This is a genomic window from Micromonospora sp. WMMD710 (genome assembly GCF_029626045.1).
GTDB lineage: Bacteria > Actinomycetota > Actinomycetes > Mycobacteriales > Micromonosporaceae > Micromonospora.
The window spans coordinates 3831447-3849865 of the sequence record NZ_JARUBD010000001.1 but is presented as its reverse complement, the minus strand read 5'-3'; the positions used below and the strand labels follow the sequence as shown (position 1 = coordinate 3849865).

Sequence of the window (18419 nt, the reverse complement as noted above, 5' to 3'; positions counted from 1 at the left end):
CGCTAGCCGGTAGGGCGAGGGCCCACCTCTCAGCCTCTGCCGTTGCCCTACGCTGGCGCCATGAGGGAACCCAGCGCGGACCGGACTGGTAGGTGCTGATGAACCGGCGTGCGGCGGCACCTGCCGAGGTGATCCCTGACGCGATCCGGGCGGACGTGGAGAGGCTGTGGCGCTACCACGACCTGCACCACGAGTTGCGCCCGTGCACCGTGGGAATCGGGCTGGGAAGTCATGACCTCGGCGTCGCGGTCATCGCGACGCGACTGTTCCGCGAGGGCCTGTTCCCAAGGATCGTGTTCACCGGCGCGAACGCCCCGACGACCGTCGAACGGTTTCCTAGGGGAGAAGCGGTGCACTACCGCGAGTACGCGATCGAGCAGGGCGTACCCGCGGAAGCAATCCTCGTGGAGTCGCGTGCCACGAACACCGCTCAAAACCTGGAGTACTCGCGTCAGATCCTGACTGAACACCGGATCCCGGTGCAGTCGGTGCTGATCATGTCGCGGCCCTACCAGCAGCGTCGGGCCTACGCCACGTGCAGGCTGATATGGCCGGAGGTTGATGTGGTGTGCGCGTCGAACCCCCTCGAACTGAACGACTACGTGCGCAGCATCGGCGACCCGCGGCGGGTGGTGGACATGCTGGTCGGCGACACGCAGCGGATCGAGGTGTACGCCGAGCGCGGCTTCGCGATCCCGCAGGAGATGCCGGACGAGGTACGGGCGGCGTTTGAGCGCCTGGTGGCGGCTGGCTACACGAGCCGGCTGATCTGAGTTCAGTTACCAGCGCGGCCCTCCCGACCGGACGCCCATCCGGTCGCTGAGTTCGACGGCCAGTCGGGGCGGCCGGGGGCGGGTGAGGATATCCCGAACGAGGTCGCGGGAGAGCTGGTGGTAGCGCACCTGGTCAGCGCCGATGATCTCTGCGTTCAGGAGCGCGGCGAGCGCGTCATCGATGCGGTTCCACCGGGCAAGGGCGCGGGCGGTTTCGATGGCGTGTCGAACCTGCCGCTCGACGGGCACGGTGCTGGTGTCGAGTGGGGCGCCGATGGCGATGGCGCGTTGCACGTCGCCGAGTTCCATCGCCACGGTCGTCTTGTGGATCGACACGTTGGTCGGCCCGAACGCGGTCCACACGTGGTTGCCGTCGGCACCGAGTCTCTGTGCGGCGGCGTCGGCCTCGGCGATGTGGGTGTCGGCGGAGGCGCGGTCGTCGTCTCGGGCTGCGGCCAGCGCGCAGACGAGGTGCAGGCTGCCGTAGACCGACAGCAGCTGCGGAGTGGGTTTGGCGAGCCGTGGTTCCAGGAACTGCGCCGCCGTGGCGGCGAGGCCACGAGCCTGCGCATATTCGCCAATGGACGCCAGCGAGTGCGCGGCGGAGCGGCTGAGCGAGCCGATGACGACGTGGTCGTGGCTGGCGTTGGCGGCGGCCAGACCTCGGCTGGCGGCGGTCCACGCGAGGTCACCTTCGCCGAGCTTGGTGAGGAACAACGCGGCGAGCTGGTGGGCGTAGGCGGTCATCGCGTGCGCTCGCTGGCCATCGTCTCCGTCGTACGCCTCGGTGGCGGTGAGGCAGTCGTGGATGAGGTAGGGCAGCCGGCGGGCGAGGGTGCCGTACCGCGAGTGCTGGTAGGCGGTCCAGATCTCGGCGACGTCGTTCTCGATCTCGCGCAGGGCGGGGGCCTCGACGTCCCCCGTGCTGGCCAGCGTCGGCGCGAGGTGACGATAGTCGTGAAGCGCGGCCCGCAAGGCCGGGATGGTCTCGCGTCCTGAGTCGTCCGACCACTCGAACAGGCTCGGTGCACCGATCAGGTCGCCGAGGGACACGTCGAGGGCTTTGGCGATCGCGCGGATGACCGACAGCCGATCGAGGTCTGCCCGGTTCGTCTCGACCTTGCGTAACCACTCCTGCGTCTTGCCGACCAGACCGGCCAGCACCTCCTGGGAGAGCCCTCGTCGACGCCGGTAGAAGGCGACGCGCTGGCCGATCGTCATGTCGTCCGTCATCCCTCGCACACCATCACCCTGCCCGCTGAAGACCGCCGGACCCGGTACGGATTTTCCCGGTCCTCCGGACGGACCGCCCCTACGTTCAGTTCACCCCAGATCACCGGCGCGTGTCGATGCCGGTGTCAGGGATGACTAACAGGGAGCTGCAGATGGAGGGATCGATGAGCGGCGCACCACACCACGGATTTGGGCCGCAGGCTCGGCCCGTCCTGGAACGAACTGTCTCGGTGTTCTCCCCGCCTGCGTACCGCCATGAGGGCTGCGTGGGTGGGTGATCGGCGGCCTGCTCCCAGCCGCCGTGATGCGGCGGCGGGCTCGCCATTCCCCCGGCGAGCCCGCCGCTCATCGATCCTGGCGGGGGTGGAGGCATGACGGTGTACGTCTCGCGTAACGCGATAGCCAGCCAGCCCCGGCGCCCCGCGCCCAGGTGGACGTCCTCACAGGGGCAGGTGCGGCGCGCTGATCCGCCGCTGCTCACCTTCGTGTGGCGTCGGCTGTTCGCGCAGCAGGCCCGAGAGGGCGGTCGCCGGTGACCGGCCAGCAGCGCCGTCTGGCGGCGAACCGGCTCGCGCCAGCCGAGGTGGAACATCTGTCGATGCGCCCGCTGTGGCGGTGCCGCCGGTGCGGGCAGCCGTGGCCCTGCGGCGCGGCGAAGCTCGCGCTCCTCGCCGAGTACCGGGAAGAGCCGGTGAGCCTGTTCCTCTACCTGGCCGGCTGCCTGCACGACGCGATCGACGACCTGCATCGGCTCAACCCGAGCGTCACGGGCAGCGCCGCCGACATGTTCGACCGGTTCCTCGGCTGGCCGGCCCGCCACACCCACGCCTACCGCGTCAGTACCACCACGGCCGCCAGCATCGAAGGGGCCTCCTCGTGAACGGCATCGGCCTCACCGAGGCCCTGGTCGAGGGCGCAGCGTGGCGAGGCTCGCACCTGGAGGACGCCCGCATCCGCAGCAGTCTGATCACCGGCGTGGACGTGAGCGAGAGCAACTGGGAGGCCGGCAGCCTCTACGGCTGCGAGATCACTCGCACCGACTTCTCCGGCGCGACCCTGACCGGCATGACCATCGAACGTTGCGCCCTCACCGGCTCCCGGTTCACCGGCACAAGGCTCGCCGACGTACGCCTCAAGGACGTCCTGTTCCACGGCTGCCGCTTCGACTACGCCACCTTCCAACGCGTCGTCGCCGCCGGCGCGGTCGCGTTCACCGACTGCACTTTCACCAACGGCGCGTGGTCATCCTGCCGACTACTCCGCATCGCGTTGCGGTCTTGTGACCTCACCGGACTGGAGTTGGACTCTTGCAGGCTCGACGGCACCGATCTGCGGGGCAGCCGGCTCCAGGGCCTCAAGACGCCGCTGGACAACGTGCGCGGCGTCGCCCTCAGCGAGGACCAACTTCATGACCTCACCCAGTTGGCCGTCGCTGCGCTGGATCTCACCGTCCGCAACAGTTGAAGCCGAGGAGGCATCGTGCTTGCTGAAACCAACTGGCAGCCCGGACACGATCCTCGTCTGCATCCGGGGCAACTCCGGCTTCGGCAAGAGCAGCATCGCCCGCAAACTACGACGCCGGCACGGCCGGGGCTGCGCCCTGGTCGAGCAGGACTACCTGCGCCGCATTCTGCTGCGCGGCGCAGGGGCGGACATGGCCCAAGAGGCTAACCCTCACCCCGTCAACGGCTACCTTCGCTCTCGGTGAGAACGGGCACCGCACCGATCTCCCCAAGGCCACTCGTCTCGCTGCTGGTCCGTGCGGGCAGGCGTGCGCCACCGACGGCGACCACGGCAGGGGCGGCGCCGGGGGACATCTCGCCGGAACCTTTCCGCTCCGGCGGCGCCGGTGACTCGACCACGTGAGCAAGGGGCGGTCGGGCCAGCTCTAGCGCGGCGGTGAGACGTACAGCCCGACCCGGCATCCCGTCTCGCCCGGCTCCAGCCACCCGAGGTTGTACTCGGGTGACTCGATCGTTCCGGCGGGAGTCCGGATCAACAGGAGGCATTCCCGCTCGGCGGGTACGCCCACCGCGGCGACGAGCACGCCCTCGTGGGTGGCCGTGTCGACGGTGACGTACTGCGCGGGAAAGGCGGCCCGCACCGCGCCCGCGAGCGTGTCCGGTGTGGCGGTGCGCAGCGCCGCGCTGAGCCGGTCACGCGCGTCCGTGGGCAGCGCCGGGAACGGTGCCGCGCTGGGCACCGGCGGAGCGACCCCCGACGGGCAGTCGATCTCCTGGTACGGCAGGTAGTGATGGAGTTCGAGCCGGTAGCGGTAGCACCGCGTGGCCTGGCCGGCGGAGTTGCCCAGGTCGCCGAAGGTGGCCCCGTCGGCTTGCGCCACCGTCACCGTGATCCGTACGTCGATGACGGCCTGCTCGTTGATGCCGGTTCGCCCCGACCAGGCGAATGCTTCGCGGCGGATGGTTGAGCTGTCGCCCTCCACCGCCTTGGGGACGTGGGTCGCGACGAGCCACTCGGCGTCCCGGACCCGGTCGCGAGTGAGATCATCATCGAGGCGCTTCGCCTCGGCCGCCGCGTGGTTTTCCGCCAGCGTGTCGCCGTCGCGCTGCTGCGCGCACCCGCTCAGCAGCAGACAGACCACCAACGGCAGCACGCTGATCCGGCGGGAGAGAGCCATGGCGTCGAGCATGCCGGCCAGCCAACACGGCGGGATGAGTGCTCGTACTCAATCTGGCACCTCCTGTGGCAGCATCGACGGTGCTGGCCTTTCTGCGGGAGGACGCATGGCGTTGGGACCTGTGCTGGTGGTCGGTCTCGATCCCGAGAGGATCCCGGGTTGGGATCCGGAGCCGGTCGTGGTCGCCATCGCGCGTGGTCAGGCCCGGTTCGGGGAGCACGGCATCGAGGCCGACCTGTGCCTGGTGGTGCCCGACGAGACCGCCGAGGCGGCCATCGTCGAGGCACTCACCAGGAAGGAGTACGCCTGCGTGGTGGTCGGCGGCGGCATCCGCAAGCACGAGCCGCTGCTCCCGCTCTTCGAGACCGTGGTCAACCTCGTCCGGCAGCATGCACCCGGCGCGGCCATCGCCTTCAACAGCAGCCCGGAGGACACCGCCGACGCGGCACTACGATGGCTGCCGCAGGACGGAACGCGGCATCGTGACCGTTGACGCCTCCCCGACCGGCAGCCCGGACACGATTCTGGTCTGTGTCCGGGGCAACTCGGGCTCGGGCAAGAGCAGCATCGCTCGGGAGCTGCGGCTGCGGCATGGCCGGGGGTGTGCGCTGGTCGAGCAGGACTACCTGCGCCGCATCCTCCTGCGCGAGCGGGACAGGCCCGGCGGTGTGGCGCCGGCGCTGATCGGGCAGACCGTCCGGTTCGCGCTGGACCACGGCTACCACGTGGTGCTGGAGGGCATCCTGCACTCCAGCCGCTACCGGCCGATGCTGACGGCTCTGCGGGACGGCCACCGTGGACGGTCGCTGTTCTGCTACCTCGACGTGTCCCTGCCCGAAACCCTGCGCCGGCACCTCACCCGCCCGCAGGTCACCGAGTTCACCGCCGAATTCATGAGTGGGATCTATGCCGCCCACGACGTCCTGGGCTGGCCCGACGAACTCGTCCTACCGGAGAGCACCACCTTGGAGGGGGCCGTCGAGACCATCGCCACGATGGCGGGGTTACCGCAGACCGGACGGGTGGACGACGTGATCCCGATCCTCCCCTGAGCGCAGGGGGCGCCTCAGCGACGTCGTCGCGCCGCGTCGAGCAGGGCGGGCGGGGTGTCGAACTTCTCGTGGGCGGCGAGGTCGACGCCGGGGGCGACGATCGTGTCGATCGCGTCGAGCACGTCGGCGGAAAGTGTGGTGTCCGCGGCGTCGAGTTGGGAGCGCAGATGCTCCATGGTGCGGGGGCCGATGATCGCGCTGGTCACGGCGGGGTGCGTGGTGACGAAGCCGAGCGCGAGTTGGATCATGGTGAGGCCGGCCTCGTCGGCGACCGTGGCCAACCGTTCGACGGCGTCGAGCCGGGCCTGGTTCGCCGGGATGGTGGTGTCGAAGCGTTGCGGAAGGATCGTCGAGCGGCTGGTGGTGATCTCCCGGCCCGCCCGGATCGCGCCCGACAGCCAGCCGGAGGCCAGCGGGCTCCACGCCAGCACGCCGAGCCCGTACTGCTCGGTGACGGGCAGGACGTGTGCCTCGACGCCGCGTTGCAGGATCGAATAGCTGGGCTGCTCGGTGACGTACCGGCCCAGGTGGTGTTCCCGGGCGGCCCACTCGGCCTGCACGATGCGGTACGCGGGGAACGTCGACGAGCCGAAGTAGCGGATCTTCCCGGCGCGTTGCAGGTCGGTCAGCGCCGACAGTGTCTCCTCGTCGCTGGTGCGCGGATCCCACCGGTGGATCTGGTAGAGGTCGACGTGGTCGACGCCGAGGCGGCGCAGGCTGTTGTCCAGTTCGGTGACCAGCCAGCGCCGTGAGCTGCCCTGGTGGTTGCGCTCGTCGCCCATGGGCATGCCGGCCTTCGTGGCCAGCACGAGGTCGTCGCGGCGACCGGCGATGGCCTTGCCGACCATCTCCTCCGACTCGCCCTGGCTGTACATGTCGGCGGTGTCGATGAGGTTGATCCCGGCGTCCAGGGCGGCACCGACCAGAGTGGTGACCTCGTCCTGGGTGGTACGCCCCAGGCTGCCGAAGTTCATCGCGCCGAGCGCGAGTGTGCTGACCTGGACGCCGGTGCGACCTAAGGTGCGGTACTGCATGACTGCCCTCCACGAGCGGGTAGATTCGGATAAGCGGAGCGCTGTTCCGCTAGGAACTATACGGAACATTGTTCCGCTTGCCAAACCGCCCTCGCTATGTGGCACGATTTGGCCTGTGACCAGCACACCTGCCGAGGATCAGCGCCTGCGCGACCTGGCGCGGCTGCGCCGCGTCCGGGACCGGATCGACCGGGAGTACGCGCGGCCGCTGGACGTCGAGGCGCTCGCCCGGGGCGTCCACATGTCGTCCGGGCACCTCAGCCGCGAGTTCCGGCAGGCGTACGGCGAGTCGCCGTACAGCTACCTGATGACGCGGCGCATCGAGCGTGCGATGGCGTTGCTGCGCCGGGGTGACCTCAGCGTCACCGATGTCTGTTTCGCGGTCGGCTGCTCGTCGCTGGGCACCTTCAGCACCCGATTCACCGAGCTGGTGGGTGTCCCGCCGAGCGTCTATCGACGAGAGGCGGTACGCGCGACGGCGGGGATGCCCTCCTGCGTGGCGAAGCAGGTGACCAGACCGATCAGGAATCGAGAAGCGGCGCACCTCGAGCCGCACCTAGCCTGACTGTCATGGACATCAGCATTCACAGCAGCTTCCTGCCGCACACCGACCCGGACGCCTCCCTGGCCTTCTACCGCGACGTCCTCGGCTTCGAGGTCCGCAACGACGTTGGTTACCAGGGGATGCGCTGGATCACGGTCGGTCCCGTCGATCAGCCCGACACGGCGATCGTCCTGCACCCGCCGACCGCCACCCCCGGGCTCACCGACGACGAGCGCCGCGTCATCGCGGAGATGATGGCCAAGGGCAGCTACTTCGGCGTCAACCTGGCCGCCTCCGACCTCGACGACACGTTCGGCAAGCTGGCCGGCAGTGGCGCGGAGGTCGTGCAGGAGCCGACCGACCAGCCGTACGGCGTTCGGGACTGCGCCTTCCGCGACCCGGCTGGCAACATGGTCAGGATTCAGGAGAAGCGCTGAGCGGTCGGCCGGGCCGGGCGACAGATGGAGACACGATGACGCACGCAGCCGACAGTCACGACCTGATCCGTGTGCAGGGTGCGCGCGTCAACAACCTCAGAGACGTCAGCGTCGAGATCCCGAAGCGCCGGCTGACGGTGTTCACGGGCGTCTCCGGCTCCGGCAAGAGTTCGCTGGTGTTCGGCACCATCGCCGCCGAGTCGCAGCGGATGATCAACGAGACGTACAGCTCGTTCGTGCAGGGCTTCATGCCGATGCTGGCGCGCCCGGACGTCGACCTGCTGGACGGCCTGACCACGGCGATCATCGTGGACCAGGAGCGGATGGGCGCGAACTCCCGTTCCACGGTGGGCACCGCCACCGACGCGAACGCGATGCTGCGCATCCTGTTCAGCCGGCTCGGGCAGCCGCAGATCGGCTCGCCCAACGCGTACTCCTTCAATGTCCCCTCGGTGCGGGCCAGCGGCGCGATCACCGTGGAGCGCGGCGCGGGCAGGACGAAGACCGAGAAGGCGACCTTCACCCGCCTCGGCGGCATGTGTCCGCGCTGCGAGGGCATGGGGTCGATCAACGACATCGACCTGACCGCGCTGTACGACGACACCCTGTCGCTCAACGAGGGCGCGATCACGATCCCCGGCTACAGCATGGAGGGCTGGTACGGCCGGATCTTCCGCGGCTGCGGCTACTTCGATCCGGACAAGCCGATCGCCAAGTACACCAAGCGGGAGCTCGACGACCTGCTCCACCGGGAGCCGACCAAGATAAAGATCGACGGGATCAACCTGACGTACGCCGGTCTGATCCCGTCGATCCAGAAGTCGTTCCTGTCCAAGGACGTCGACGCGTTGCAGCCGCACATCCGCGCCTTCGTGCAGCGGGCGGTCACGTTCACGACCTGCCCCGACTGTGGCGGCACGCGGCTCAGCCGGGAAGCACTCTCGTCGAAGATCAAGGGCAGCAACATCGCCGATGTCTGCGCGATGCAGATCAGCGACCTGGCCGCCTGGGTCCGAGGTCTCGACGAGCCGTCGGTGGCCCCGCTCCTCAAAGGGTTGCAACACCTCCTCGACTCGTTCGAGGAGATCGGCCTGGGCTATCTCTCGCTCGACCGGCCCTCGGGCACCCTGTCCGGTGGTGAGGCGCAGCGCACCAAGATGATCCGCCACCTCGGTTCGTCGCTCACCGACGTCACCTACGTCTTCGACGAGCCGACCATCGGGTTGCACCCGCACGACATCCAACGGATGAACGAGCTGCTGTTGCAGTTGCGCGACAAGGGCAACACCGTGCTGGTCGTGGAGCACAAGCCGGAGGCGATCGCGATCGCCGACCACATCGTCGATCTCGGTCCCGGCGCCGGCACGGGTGGTGGCACCGTCTGCTACGAGGGCACCGTGGAGGGTCTGCGCGGCAGCGGCACCATCACCGGTCGCCACCTCGACGACCGGGCGTCGCTCAAGCCGGCGGTACGTACCCCGACCGGGGCACTGGAGATCCGCGGCGCCACCGCCCACAACCTCCGCGACGTGGACGTCGACGTTCCGCTGGGGGTGCTCTGCGTCGTCACCGGCGTCGCCGGATCCGGCAAGAGTTCACTGATCCACGGCTCGATCCCGGCCGGCGCGGGCGTGGTGTCGATCGACCAGGGTGCGATCCGCGGTTCACGGCGGAGCAACCCGGCCACGTACACCGGTCTGCTCGATCCGATCCGCAAGGCGTTCGCGAAGGCCAACGGCGTGAAGCCGGCGCTGTTCAGCGCCAACTCCGAGGGCGCCTGCCCGACCTGCAACGGCGCCGGCGTCATCTACACCGACCTGGCGATGATGGCCGGCGTCGCCACCACCTGCGAGGACTGTGAGGGCAAGCGGTTCCAGGCATCGGTGCTGGAATACCACCTCGGCGGTCGGGACATCAGCGAGGTGCTCGCGATGTCGGTGTCGGAGGCGGAGAAGTTCTTCGGCGCCGGCGACGCGCGGACGCCGGCCGCGCACGCCATCCTCGACCGGCTCGCCGACGTCGGGCTGGGGTATCTCAGCCTCGGCCAGCCGCTCACCACGCTGTCCGGTGGCGAGCGGCAGCGGCTCAAGCTGGCCACCCACATGGCCGAGAAGGGCGGCGTCTACGTCCTCGACGAGCCGACCACCGGCCTGCACCTCGCCGACGTCGAGCAGCTGCTCGGTCTGCTCGACCGGCTCGTCGACTCGGGCAAGTCGGTCATCGTCGTCGAGCATCACCAGGCGGTCATGGCGCACGCCGACTGGATCATCGACCTCGGTCCCGGTGCCGGGCACGACGGCGGCCGGATCGTCTTCGAGGGCACACCCGCCGACCTGGTCGCCGCCCGCTCCACCCTCACCGGCGAGCACCTGGCGGCGTACGTCGGCACCTGATCGCGCCCCCCGCCACGCCCCCGTCAGGCGCTCGTTCGGGACGCGAGGATGTCCAGGTAGTGCGGGTTGGTCATGACACCCAGCAACTTCCCGCAGGCGTTCAGCCACCTCTCGCTGATCAGCACCGCGACCCACCTCGACGAACTGCTCGACGAGCGCCGCCCCTAGAAGAGCGTCAACGGCTCGACCGGTACCGGCTCGGGCAGCGGGTCGAGGCCGGGCACCCGGGCCCGTACCTCGTCGTGGAAACGGCGGGCGAGCACCGGCGCGTCGGCGTTGTCCGGGGTGTGCACGAACACCGTCGGCGAGCGCCCCTCCCGCAGCCAGTCGGCGGTGACGTCGACCCAGCGCTGCCACCCCTCGACCGTCCGGGTGGTGTCGTCGCGGCCGAGGTAACGGACGATCGGCCGGTCGGTCAGCGCCACCGACCGCTGCGGCACACGCGGCTTCTTCATCCAGGCGTCCCGTTCCGCGTCGCTGGTCGGAGGGGTGGTGAAGAACGCGGTGGTGTCGAACGGGATCCACTCGGCGTGCGCCTCGCCGAGGGTCTGTTCGAGGAGCCGGATCGCGCGGGAATCGGTGAAGAACGCCGGGTGGCGGACCTCCACGGCGTACCGGTGGGATCGGGGGAGTTGGCCGAGGAAGCGGCTCAGGGTCGGGACGTCGGCGGGAGAGAACGAGCCGGGCAACTGGACCCAGAGGGCATGGGTACGCGGACCGAGCGGCTCGATGGCGTCCAGGAACGCGCGCAGCGGCTCGTCGGTGCCGGCGAGCCGGCGCTCATGCGTGACGACCCTGGGAAGTTTGAGGACGAAGCGGAAACCCGGATCGGTCTGCGCGGCCCACGAGGCGACGGTTTCCCGGGTCGGTGTGGCGTAGAACGTGGTGTTTCCCTCCACCGCGTCGCACCAGCCCGCGTAGTGCCGCAGTCGCTCCTGCGGTGCGAGCGGATGCGCCAGCAGCCGGCCCTGCCACGCCCGGTGGGTCCACATCGCGCATCCCACGGCTAGCCGCACGACCGCCCTCCCTCCGCCGCACCGGGCCCCGGCCGGAGCCCACGGTATACGCGCGCCGGCAACGACGGCAGCGGCGGTGCGGCAGGTAGGGTCGCACGCCATGCGCCTGCTGTTCGCGAGCCTCGCGTCCGTCGGTCACACGTATCCGTTGATCCCGCTGGCGGTCGCCGCTCGGGACGCCGGTCACGAGGTGCACTTCGCCGCCGGTCCGGCGGTGCACGCGCCGCTGGCCGCGAACGGCCTGCGACCGTTCCGACCCGGCGACGCCTTCTACGAGGTGTACGCCGAGGATCTGGAACCCGAACTGGCCCGGCTGCGCCCGGATCTGGTGGTGCACGAGTGGGGGCTGCCGGGGGCGGCCATCGCGGCTCGGCGGGCCGGCATACCCGGCATCTGGCACGGGTTCGGCCGGCTGTTCCCCGACGACATCGGCCTCGAACCGCCCACGAAAAACCCTGAGGTCGCCGGTCGACCGCACCTCGACATCTGCCCTCCCTCGTTGCAGGACAAGGGCTTCGTCGCCACGCAACGGCGCATCGAGCTGCGACCCGTCCCGTTCTCGCCGTCGGGTCCGCTGCCCCCGTCCGCCGCTCGTGACGGCTCCCGACCGCTGGTCTATCTGACGCTCGGTACGGCGTTCGGCACGCCGGAGCTGCTGACCACGGTCATCGCCGGACTGGCGGCGCTGGGCGCCCAGGTGGTGGTCGCCGCTGGTCGGGTGGCGCCGGAGGAGCTTGGCGAGACTCCCGACCACGTGACGGTGCATCGATGGCTGCCGCAGGCGGAGCTGTTGTCGCAGGTGGACCTCGTCGTGCACCACGGCGGTAGCGGCACGACCCTCAGCGCGCTCGCGGTGGGCGTACCGCAGCTGATGCTGCCGCAGGGCGCCGACCAGTTCGCCAACGCCGACGCGGTGACCGCCGCGGGCGCCGCCCTGCGGCTGTTGCCTGCCGAGGTGCGTCCGGGTGCCGTGGCCGAGCAGGCGCGCAGGCTGCTGCCGCGTGACGGCGAGCACCGCGACGCCGTCCGCGCGCTCGCCGAGGAGATCGCCGCCATGCCCTCCCCGGCGACGGTCGCGCACCACCTGCCGGAGTACGCCGCGGCCGCCTGAACCCCAGTCGTGATCACGTCATGCTCAGCAGTCCCCTCGGGCCGTCCCCCGCTGCTGAGCGTTAAGTGATCATCGCGGGATCGATCGTCAACTTACGGTTGACGTAAGCGCACGCGTCAACTTATGGTTGACGCATGACGGAACCCATCCAGATCGGCAACACGATCAAGCTCGACGACCTCATCCAGGCCATCAAGAAGGCGCACACCGACGCCCTCGACCAGCTCACCGACGCGGTCCTCGCCGCCGATCACCTCGGCGAGGTCGCCGACCACCTGATCGGGCACTTCGTCGACCAGGCGCGGCGCTCGGGCGCCTCCTGGACCGACATCGGCCGCAGCATGGGAGTCACCAAGCAGGCCGCCCAGAAGCGCTTCGTGCCGAAGGCGACCGACGCGGCGGCGCTCGACCCGAACGCCGGCTTCGGCCGCTTCACCCCCCGGGCCCGCAACGTGGTGATGGCCTCGCAGGAGGAGGCCCGGGCCGCCGGGCAGGCCGAGATCGGCCCGGAGCACCTGGTGCTGGGCCTGCTGGCCGAGCCGGAAGGGCTGGCCGCCAGGGTGATGACCGATCGCGGCGCCACCCCGGAGGCGGTACGGGAGGCGGTGGGCGCGGCCCTCCCGCCGCCGGCCGACCAGGTCCCGGACCTCATCCCGTACGACGCGCGCGGCAAGAAGGCCCTGGAGCTGACCTTCCGGGAGGCGCTGCGCCTCGGGCACAACTACATCGGCACCGAGCACATCCTGCTCGCCCTGCTGGAGCAGGAGGACGGCACGGGTGTGCTCACCGACCTCGGCCTGAGCAAGGAGACCGTCGAGGCCGACCTGTCCGCCGCCCTCGCCGCCGCAGTCGGGCAGAAGTGACCCGTCGGGTCAGGAGACCTCGGGGAAGCCGTAACGCAGGGCGTGCTCCGGATCGGCCGGGTCGATCTGGCGCACGCCCGCGTCGGCGAGCCGCTTGTTGACCTCGTCGAGCTGGTCGCGCACCAGCCGGGCCTCCTCCTCGGTGACCCGGCCCCGGTGCGGCTTGCCGGCGTGCTCCAGCGTGCCGTAGTCGATTTTCTCTGCGCTCTTGCGGGCCTTGGGCGGGCGGACCCGCTCGGCCGTCTTCAGCAACTGCGCCATGGGCACGTCGGTGGCCATCGCGTCGAACTCGCTGGCGGTCAACACCACCCGACGCGGCTCGCCACCACCGTGGCGGTCGTAGATCTCGACCACGGCCACGTCCAGGGCCGCGTCGTCGATGTTCTCCACCTCGGCGGGGGTGGCGTCCAACCGCACAGGCCCGGCGACCAGGTCCGGGTGCTCCAGGACGACGACCCGCACCGCCTCGTCGTCCTGCTGCAGAACGGTGCCGGTGAAGTCGGAGACGTGGATCGTCTTCTTGCCCATGCGCGGAGCTTCTCCTGTCGTAGGCCGGATGCCGGACCACAAGAAATTACCCGACAGGTGTGCGAATGCCGCCGCTGGACCTCCGCCGGTGTGTCGTCCGGCGCGAACTCAGAGACTGCCCTTCGGCGCCACCCACCCGGTGGGCTGGCCGGTGACGGGGCTGATCCGGTCGTAGTCGGCGTCGTAGTGCAGCACGGTTGCGCCGTGCTCCTCCGCGGTCGCTGCGATGCGGGACGTTGGTGCGTCAGCGCGTGTTCAGGCCGTGCCTGCCGGAGCTGCCGACGGACAGCCTGTTCACCGTGGCCCACGACATGCCGTCACCCGTCTCGCGAGGTCCCCGGTGGCGCGGTTGGGCCGGGAGGCGGTCGGCTGACTCCGTGGCTGACCAGAGTCGCGCGGGGTCCTGGTGGCAGCGGTCGTTCGGCTGAATCGGCATGCGATAACCGTCCCAAAGAAAGGTGTCCATGTATGGAAATGCATATGACGGTCGATGGGTCCACCCGGTTCCCACGGTGAACCGCGCCCTGATCGTCCGCGGGAGGGGGCACGCGGTCGTGCACCAGCACCACCACGGCGGCCAGCACCCCACCGCCCCGACGGCGTCCTGACCCCGGCCCTCCGGCCCCGGGGGATCGTCCGCCCACCCGGCCCGCCCGGCGTACGGTGATCCACGACGGGCCGGGGTGGCGGGGAGGTGTGCATGCTCGACCGACGGCTCCAGCTGCACCTCGCCGCCTGGCTCGGGCAGTGGCCGGCCGGGCCGGGCCTGCACGTGGTCGGCTCACACCGCCGGGCCAGGCCGGCCTGGGACGGTCGACTGCGCCCGGCGCTCGCCGTGGACACCGGACGCAGCGGGGTGCTCTCCGTGGCGCCGGACCGGGTGGCCGCGATCCGCGCACTGGCGCACGACGTACCGGACCGGTTGCTCGCCGCGCTGCCGGAGGCCGTCGGGCGGCCCGAGTTCTGCCTGCACGACGGGCCGTTCCGGTGGAGTGTGGCACCCGCGCCGCTGCCCGACGTGGGGGAGTGGACCGCGTCCACCGCCCCCGGACTGCCACCCTGGCTGCGACTGTTCGACCGGCCGGTGCTGGTGGTGCGCGACGCGGACGGCACCTACCTGGCCGGGGCCGGCATCAAGCGGCACGACGCGTACGGGCACGAGCTGGCCATCGGCACCGTGCCGGCCGCGCGGGGTCGTGGCCTCGCCCGCCGGTTGGTGGCGCAGGCGGCGCGGCGGGTGCTCGACGAGGGCGCGGTGCCCACCTACCTGCACGAGTGGGACAACGTGGCCTCGGCCCGGGTCGCCGAGGCGGCGGGTTTCCCGGACCGGGGTTGGCGCGCGTACGGGGTCTATCCGCGCTGATGCCCGACCCTCGTCGGCGCGGACCGTGGATCCCGGGCCGGATCCACGGTCCGCAACCTCCCCCCAGGTCCCGGTTTCGGGCGACCGTCCACGCACGGGGCGGGCCGGTTCGTGCCGATCACGCTACGTATCGAGCAAGCGCGGTGCAAGGTACGAGCTGTCGGTTCGGAGTGTCTAATAGTGGACTTGACCTGCGGCTGAGCTGGCAGAGGATGCCGGTCGGTTCAGTGACGTAGCGTGCGGATCAGGTCGAGGGCCTGCCGGGTCACCGGGCGCAGGAGCCGGAGCCGGGACAGCGCCACGAGTCGGTCGATCAGGGGAACGGCGCCGTCGATCAACTGCCGGGTCTTGGTCTGCCCGGGCGACCGGTCGTGCACCCAGTACAGGATCACCCCCATGTACGCGAGCCAGAGCAGCTCGGGCAACTGCGGGCGCAGATCGGCGTCGACCTTGGCGGTCGAGCCCGTCAGCACCTCGGCGAAGAGGTCGATGGCGGCCTGCCGGGGGCCGGACGACTCCGCGGAGAACGGGCTGAGCGGGGAGGTCGGCTCCGCCGCCGTCCTGAAGAAGGTCGCCGCGAACTCGTGCGACGGCGTGAGCACGTCGATCCCCGCGTGCAGCACCCCGGCCAGCCGGGCGCCGAACGCCTCCTCCCGGTCGAGCACGGGTTGCGCGGCGGCCCGGTGCTCGACCTGGGACTGGGCGTAGAACTCCTGGATCAGGTGGTCCTTGGAGCCGAAGTAGTAGTAGGCGTTGCCGACCGCCACGCCGGCCTCCTGCGCGATCGCCCGCATGGTGGTCTGGGCGTAACCGCGCTCGCGGAACAGCCGCATCGCGGTGTCCCTGATCAGCTGCCGGGTCTGCTCGCCTCGGGCGGTGGCAGGGTCACCCGCAGTGGTCGTCGGCGCAGGTTGGTCGGTCATCGGGGCCACCGTATCCCGCCAGTTCGTCCGTCGGCTCGGCCCACGGGTCGCGAACGCGTTCCCGGATCGCCGAGGCGGCCGCCACCACCTGCCGGGCGAGCGGCATCAGGTGGGGGCGGGCCAACCGCTCGGCCGCGGCGCGGTGGTCGGCCAGCGCCCAGAGGCAGGCGAACCAGGCGCCGTCGCCCGCGTACACCTCGCCGGTGTCGGCGATGACGGTGAGGTCGCGCAGCGTCGCGTCGTGGTCCAGGCCGGGGAAGCGCCGCCGCGCTTCGGCCGACCCGGCCGGCACGAACTCCAGGGGTACGAGCTGGGCGCGCGACGCCAGCCATCGGCGGGCGGCCCGACAGAGCGGGCAGCTCGCGTCGAACAGGACCGTGAACCCCCGGATCCCACCGCCCCCGTGAGCGGTGGGATCCGGGAGCCGGCCGACGCCGTCGGTCGGTGGCACGGTCATCGGGTCGGTGCTGGACCGGTCGGCCCGGTGCCCGGCTGCGGGCCGGTCGGGGGCGGGGCGGCGGGATAGGGACCGTGCGGCGCAGGCTGCATGGGGAGCCGGCCGATCGGGGCGACGGGCGGGTGGGTGGCGAACTGGCGGAGCCGGTTGCGGCGGTAGCGGCCCAGCGCGAAGACGTTGAAGAAGTGCAGCGCGCCGAGCACCAGCAGCACCAGGCCGATCTTGAGGGACAGTTCCTCCATCGCCTGGCTGGTCGAGAGCACCGGTTCGGGGTGCTTCATGGCCACCGTGACGTAGCCGAGGTTGAGCAGGTAGAAGCCGACCACCAGGAGGCTGTTCACCGCGCGGGCCAGTCGTTCGTCGGCGAACACCTCCTCCAGGAAGACCTGCCCGTTGCGCGACAGCGCCCGGGCCACCCAGATGGTCAGGCCGACGCTGACCGCGAGGTAGATCACGTACATCCAGACCTTGATGTCCCATGCGGACGCCTTTCTTGAACGCGTTCAACTACCGATGGCGTCAGCGTAGGACAGCTCTTGAACATGTTCAAGAGTGGGGTGCGTGTGACGGACGGCTCAGCCGGCGAGACCCAGCGCCTCGGCCGCCGCCCGGCCGTTGGCGTGGCTCGCGCCGTACGTGGTGACGAACGCGCGGACGCCGTCCGGACGCCACTGTGCCGGCCAGCCCATCTCCACCACGGTCACCGGATGCTCGGCGGCCAGGCCGGAGATCAGCTCCGGCCCGCCGGGCAGCCGGTGCAGGTGCCGTCCGACCAGCACGATCGGCCGGTCGCCGGCGAGTCCGCGCAACGTCGCCCGATCGGTCTCGGTGGCGACCACCCGGATCTCCTGGATCCCGTCCAGGTGCGGACCGAGACCCCACGGCACCCGCCCCTCGGCGATGGTGGACTCGGTGTGCAGTTGCACCACCAGCGGCTGGTCCAGGTCGGCGAGCACCCCGTCCACCCGGACCGCCCGGCGCGCCGCCGCGTACCCCAACTCGGTGTCGGCGGTGATCGGCGTCGTGCCGGCGCTCCGGGTCCAGGCGGCGAGTGCGGCGGCGCGGCCGGCCGCCTCCTCGACCCGGGCGGTCGCCAACCGGCCGTCGCCCAGCGCCTCGACGATCTCGGCGGCCACCCGCTCGACCAGGTCGGCGTCGACCTTCGCGCCGATGCACAGCAGGTCGGCGCCCGCGGCCAGGGCCCGGACCGCGGCCGGCCCGACCCCGCCGGCCGCCACGGCCGCGCCCTTCATCTCCAGCGCGTCGGTGATGATGGCGCCGGTGAAGCCGTACTCGGTGCGGAGCAGATCCACCAGGACCGCCCGGCTGAAGGTGGCCGGCCCGTCGCCGGTCAGCGCCGGCACGCGGATGTGCGCGGTCATCACGGCGCGCGCGCCGGCGGCGACGATCGCGGCGAACGGCGGCAGGTCGCGCTGACGCAGAAGGCCCAGCGGGACGTCCACGGTGGGCAGCTCGTGGTGGGAGTCGGTGACGGTGGCCCCGTGGCCGGGGAAGTGCTTGGCACACGCGGCGACCCCGGCGGCCTGGAGGCCGGTCACGGCGGCGGCCGAGTGGGCGGCCACCCGCACCGGGTCCGCGCCGAACGAGCGGGTGCCGATCACCGGGTTGTCGTCGGCGGTGTTCACGTCCACCGTCGGGGCGAGGTTCACGGTGACGCCCAGCGCGGCCAACTCGGCGCCGATCGCCTGGTAGACGCGGCGGGTCAGCGCCACGTCGCCGATCGCGCCGAGGGCGGCGTTGCCGGGGTACGGGCTGCCGGTGGCGTGCGCCAGCCGGGTCACGTCCCCGCCCTCCTCGTCGATGGCGATCAGCACGTCCTCCCGGCCGGCGCGCAGGGCGGCAGTGCTCGCCGCCACCTGGGCCGGATCGTGCACGTTGGTGCCGAACAGGGTGTGCCCGGCCAGCCCGTCGGCCACCAGGTCGACCGCCCAGTCCGGCGGGACCGGTCCCGGGTACGCGGCGAGCAGCGTGCCCAGCGCGAGCCGACGTAGTCCTGGATCCAGCCCCACGTGATCGTCCTCCTTCGGTGC

Annotated in this window: 21 protein-coding genes and 1 pseudogene; 13 read left to right on the top strand and 9 right to left on the bottom strand. The window is 70.9% G+C overall.

Annotated features, from left to right (window positions below; all coding sequences use genetic code 11):
* Positions 1-92 precede the first annotated feature (92 nt).
* Positions 93-773 (top strand): YdcF family protein, encoded by a 681-nt coding sequence (locus O7620_RS17680; protein WP_278123881.1) that lies wholly within the window; start codon positions 93-95, stop codon positions 771-773.
* 6 nt (positions 774-779) lie between these two features.
* Here the strand turns inward: O7620_RS17680 and O7620_RS17675 are convergent, their stop codons facing one another.
* On the bottom strand, positions 780-2006 hold the full coding sequence (locus O7620_RS17675) for a helix-turn-helix transcriptional regulator (protein ID WP_278123879.1): 1227 nt from the start codon (positions 2004-2006) through the stop codon (positions 780-782).
* Between the two features lie 371 nt (positions 2007-2377).
* Here O7620_RS17675 and amcA point away from each other — a divergent pair, with 371 nt between their 5' ends.
* From amcA to O7620_RS17655, 4 genes and pseudogenes are all read left to right on the top strand, one after another.
* Entirely contained in the window at positions 2378-2542 is a 165-nt protein-coding gene (amcA, locus tag O7620_RS17670; protein ID WP_278123877.1) for a multiple cyclophane-containing RiPP AmcA, read from the top strand.
* Entirely contained in the window at positions 2539-2886 is a 348-nt protein-coding gene (locus O7620_RS17665) for a hypothetical protein (protein ID WP_278123875.1), read from the top strand. Before amcA ends, O7620_RS17665 begins: the two co-directional genes overlap by 4 nt.
* Positions 2883-3470: a pentapeptide repeat-containing protein gene (locus O7620_RS17660; protein WP_278123874.1), complete on the top strand. Its 588-nt coding sequence runs from the start codon at positions 2883-2885 to the stop codon at positions 3468-3470. The genes O7620_RS17665 and O7620_RS17660 overlap by 4 nt, the downstream gene beginning before the upstream one ends.
* A 61-nt stretch (positions 3471-3531) precedes the next feature.
* Positions 3532-3645 (top strand): annotated as a pseudogene (locus O7620_RS17655) (kinase); the annotation flags it as partial.
* Positions 3646-3894: 249 nt separating this feature from the next.
* Here the strand turns inward: O7620_RS17655 and O7620_RS17650 are convergent.
* Positions 3895-4647 carry a hypothetical protein gene (locus O7620_RS17650; protein ID WP_278123873.1) on the bottom strand — a complete coding sequence of 251 codons (753 nt, stop codon included), beginning with the start codon at positions 4645-4647 and terminating at the stop codon, positions 3895-3897.
* Positions 4648-4753: 106 nt separating this feature from the next.
* Between O7620_RS17650 and O7620_RS17645 the strand changes: the two genes are divergently transcribed.
* Both O7620_RS17645 and O7620_RS17640 read left to right on the top strand, forming a co-directional pair.
* Positions 4754-5140, top strand: coding sequence for a hypothetical protein (locus tag O7620_RS17645; protein ID WP_278123871.1), 387 nt, complete (start codon positions 4754-4756; stop codon positions 5138-5140).
* Positions 5130-5699 (top strand): kinase, encoded by a 570-nt coding sequence (locus O7620_RS17640; protein WP_278123869.1) that lies wholly within the window; start codon positions 5130-5132, stop codon positions 5697-5699. The genes O7620_RS17645 and O7620_RS17640 overlap by 11 nt, the downstream gene beginning before the upstream one ends.
* A gap of 14 nt (positions 5700-5713) precedes the next feature.
* Here O7620_RS17640 and O7620_RS17635 read toward each other — a convergent pair whose 3' ends face one another.
* Entirely contained in the window at positions 5714-6733 is a 1020-nt protein-coding gene (locus O7620_RS17635) for an aldo/keto reductase (RefSeq protein ID WP_278123867.1), read from the bottom strand.
* Between the two features lie 115 nt (positions 6734-6848).
* Here O7620_RS17635 and O7620_RS17630 point away from each other — a divergent pair, with 115 nt between their 5' ends.
* Genes O7620_RS17630 through O7620_RS17620 form a run of 3 tightly spaced genes read left to right on the top strand, consistent with a single transcriptional unit; the run spans position 6849 to position 10107 of the window.
* Positions 6849-7298, top strand: coding sequence for a helix-turn-helix transcriptional regulator (locus O7620_RS17630; protein ID WP_278123865.1), 450 nt, complete (start codon positions 6849-6851; stop codon positions 7296-7298).
* 5 nt (positions 7299-7303) lie between these two features.
* Positions 7304-7714 carry a VOC family protein gene (locus O7620_RS17625; protein ID WP_151489033.1) on the top strand — a complete coding sequence of 137 codons (411 nt, stop codon included), beginning with the start codon at positions 7304-7306 and terminating at the stop codon, positions 7712-7714.
* 35 nt (positions 7715-7749) lie between these two features.
* Positions 7750-10107: an excinuclease ABC subunit UvrA gene (locus O7620_RS17620; RefSeq protein WP_278123864.1), complete on the top strand. Its 2358-nt coding sequence runs from the start codon at positions 7750-7752 to the stop codon at positions 10105-10107.
* A gap of 164 nt (positions 10108-10271) precedes the next feature.
* On the opposite strand, the gene O7620_RS17615 is transcribed toward O7620_RS17620, so the two are convergent.
* Positions 10272-11099, bottom strand: a complete 828-nt coding sequence (locus tag O7620_RS17615; protein WP_278123863.1) for a DUF72 domain-containing protein — start codon at positions 11097-11099, stop codon at positions 10272-10274.
* Between the two features lie 124 nt (positions 11100-11223).
* Between O7620_RS17615 and O7620_RS17610 the strand changes: the two genes are divergently transcribed.
* A complete protein-coding gene (locus O7620_RS17610) occupies positions 11224-12234 on the top strand; it encodes a glycosyltransferase (RefSeq protein WP_278123862.1) in 1011 nt (336 codons plus the stop codon).
* Between the two features lie 134 nt (positions 12235-12368).
* The gene (locus O7620_RS17605) at positions 12369-13097 is read left to right on the top strand and encodes a Clp protease N-terminal domain-containing protein (protein ID WP_278123861.1); all 729 of its coding nucleotides are present in this window, start codon (positions 12369-12371) and stop codon (positions 13095-13097) included.
* Between the two features lie 9 nt (positions 13098-13106).
* Here the strand turns inward: O7620_RS17605 and O7620_RS17600 are convergent, their stop codons facing one another.
* Complete coding sequence (locus O7620_RS17600; protein WP_278123859.1) at positions 13107-13625, bottom strand: hypothetical protein; 519 nt, start codon at positions 13623-13625, stop codon at positions 13107-13109.
* Positions 13626-14325: 700 nt separating this feature from the next.
* Between O7620_RS17600 and O7620_RS17595 the strand changes: the two genes are divergently transcribed.
* Positions 14326-14988 (top strand): GNAT family N-acetyltransferase, encoded by a 663-nt coding sequence (locus O7620_RS17595; RefSeq protein WP_278123857.1) that lies wholly within the window; start codon positions 14326-14328, stop codon positions 14986-14988.
* 224 nt (positions 14989-15212) lie between these two features.
* Here the strand turns inward: O7620_RS17595 and O7620_RS17590 are convergent, their stop codons facing one another.
* The 4 genes from O7620_RS17590 to O7620_RS17575 form a co-directional block, all read right to left on the bottom strand.
* Positions 15213-15911: a TetR family transcriptional regulator gene (locus O7620_RS17590; protein ID WP_278123855.1), complete on the bottom strand. Its 699-nt coding sequence runs from the start codon at positions 15909-15911 to the stop codon at positions 15213-15215.
* A complete protein-coding gene (locus O7620_RS17585; RefSeq protein WP_151489043.1) occupies positions 15874-16368 on the bottom strand; it encodes a DCC1-like thiol-disulfide oxidoreductase family protein in 495 nt (164 codons plus the stop codon). The genes O7620_RS17590 and O7620_RS17585 overlap by 38 nt, the downstream gene beginning before the upstream one ends.
* The gene (locus O7620_RS17580; protein ID WP_278123853.1) at positions 16365-16829 is read right to left on the bottom strand and encodes a hypothetical protein; all 465 of its coding nucleotides are present in this window, start codon (positions 16827-16829) and stop codon (positions 16365-16367) included. Before O7620_RS17580 ends, O7620_RS17585 begins: the two co-directional genes overlap by 4 nt.
* Before the next feature lie 114 nt (positions 16830-16943).
* Positions 16944-18398: a glycoside hydrolase family 3 N-terminal domain-containing protein gene (locus tag O7620_RS17575; protein WP_278123852.1), complete on the bottom strand. Its 1455-nt coding sequence runs from the start codon at positions 18396-18398 to the stop codon at positions 16944-16946.
* Between the last annotated feature and the right edge of the window lie 21 nt (positions 18399-18419).